The sequence below is a fragment of the Alcanivorax sp. HI0083 genome, assembly GCF_001635175.1.
The window spans coordinates 1-2,058 of sequence record NZ_LWFX01001226.1 but is presented as its reverse complement, the minus strand read 5'-3'; the positions used below and the strand labels follow the sequence as shown (position 1 = coordinate 2,058).

Below are 2,058 nucleotides of genomic sequence, written 5' to 3'. Positions count from 1 at the left end.
TATCTGGACGACATGTTGGCAAAAAGCGACTACGCCACCGCCAGCGAATGGCTGCAAACGCTGTACAGTACCCCTGACAAAGTCGCTGACCTGCCCCGCAATCTGCCGGCAGCACAACGCCAGACGCTGCTCTCCGCCGCCCTGCGCCGCTGGGCCTACAAGGACACCGAAGCCGCACGCAAATGGTTCGATACGCAAAGCAAAAAACAGGGCCTCACCGACGCGGCACTACGCGAACGGGCCGGCACACGTATTGCCTGGTACTCCACCATCCGCGGAGTGGAAGCGAATCGCCAATGGCTGGATGACTGGCTGACAACACACCCGGATACCTCACTGGTGGCACAGCGCGCCAGACGCACGGTGATCGAACAGGATTGGGACGCCCTGAATGAGTGGGTCATGCGCCTGCCCCAGGAGGAGCGTAACGACTCCCGCTGGCTGTACTGGCGCGCCCGCGCACTGGAAAGCACAGACCAACCGGACCAGGCCCGTGAGCTGTATCAGCAGGCCGCCCAGCAACGTAATTTCTTCGCTTTCCTGGCCGCAGACCGTCTGGGCGAGCCCTACCGTTTCTCCGAACAGAAGCACACCCCCGCCGCCACGTTCACGCCGCCGCCGGCGGTCACCCGTATCCGCATGCTGCGGAAACTGGATGAACCCTATCTGGCGCATCAGGAATGGATGTGGCTGATGTGGCACAGCAACAAGGAACAGCTGGCGGAACTGGCCGACTACGCCCTGACGCAAAAATGGTACGACCTGGCCGTACAGGCATCCATTCAGGCCAAGGCCTGGAACACCCTGGCATGGCGCTTCCCGCCCGCGTATCTGCCATTGTTTGAAGAAGAAGCCAAACCCCACGATCTGGACCCTTGGCTGGCCATGGCGGTGGCCCGCCGCGAAAGTGCATTCAACCCGCAGGCTCGCTCCCCCGTGGGCGCTATGGGGCTAATGCAACTGATGCCCGCCACCGCCCGCAAGGTGGCCAAAGACGCCAACATGGGAAAACCCACCACCAAGACCCTGCAGGACAAGCACACCAACATCACCCTTGGCAGCCGCTATCTGGCAGAACTCCTTGAGGACTTCAACGGCAATCGGGTGCTGGCTCTGGCCGCTTACAACGCCGGCCCTAGCCGGGTGAATCGCTGGCTTGAGAACGCCGAAGACGGCGTCCCGGCAGATGTGTGGATCGAGTCCATCGCGTTCCGTGAAACCCGGGATTATGTGCAGGCAGTATTGACCTACCGGGCCTTGTTCGTGGGCATGCACGATGACCAGCCCCGCAGCAACCAGCTGCTAACCCAGGAAGAGAATGACGGGCTGTATTCCCTGACCATGCTGGACAAGGACTGACCTCAAACCCGGGTCAGTCCAACTGGCGAATATGATAATCCAGCCGCGCCGCCGCTTTCGCATGGCTCAATGCCGGCGTCGCGGCAAGGCGCCGGCGCAGGTGAATGCTGCGCGCCGACTGGCGGGTAAACGCGATCACCGCGTTATGGCAATCGCTGCATGACAAGCGGAAACGGCTGCTGAAACTTTTCATGGCGCGGCGGCCCGAGGCCGGGCTGTCGCGGTATTCCTGCCAATCGCCAAAGTTCATGATCAAGGAGCCATGCGCCGACAGGTTATCGCGCAGGCAGGCAAGCCAGTCGGCATCTGCTGGCACCGCCCGGCTGACTTGTTCATTTCTGGGCGCAAACAGGTCTTCGATAATCAGGTCGAACGGTTCCCCCTGATAATCACGCAACCACTGCTGGGCATCCCCCTGCCAGGTCTCCACCCCGAACGCCTCGATGCCGAATACTTCGCGAGCTACCTGCAAGTGCGCTCCGTCCAGCTCTACCGCCATCAATACATCCGGATCCAGCAGTTTGCGGATAGGGGGAATCAGCGAACCGCCCCCCAGCCCCAACACCAACACCCGGCGGAACCGGGCCGGTTCGTGCAGCAAAGCCGGCAACCACAGCAAATCCCACACGCTGCCAGTGAGCAAACGTTTGGGGTGAAACTCTGAATGCTGAACGCCGTTGGCATACAGCCGCAAAGTCT

At 61.5% G+C, this 2,058-nt stretch carries 2 protein-coding genes; one reads left to right on the top strand and one right to left on the bottom strand.

Annotated elements, in window-relative coordinates:
• A partial coding sequence (locus A3754_RS17835) for a transglycosylase SLT domain-containing protein (RefSeq protein WP_063520780.1) occupies positions 1 to 1,359 on the top strand: 1,359 nt, incomplete at its 5' end.
• A gap of 13 nt (positions 1,360 to 1,372) precedes the next feature.
• Here the strand turns inward: A3754_RS17835 and A3754_RS17830 are convergent.
• Positions 1,373 to 2,058: hypothetical protein (locus A3754_RS17830; protein WP_231880683.1), on the bottom strand; the 686-nt coding region annotated here is incomplete at its 5' end.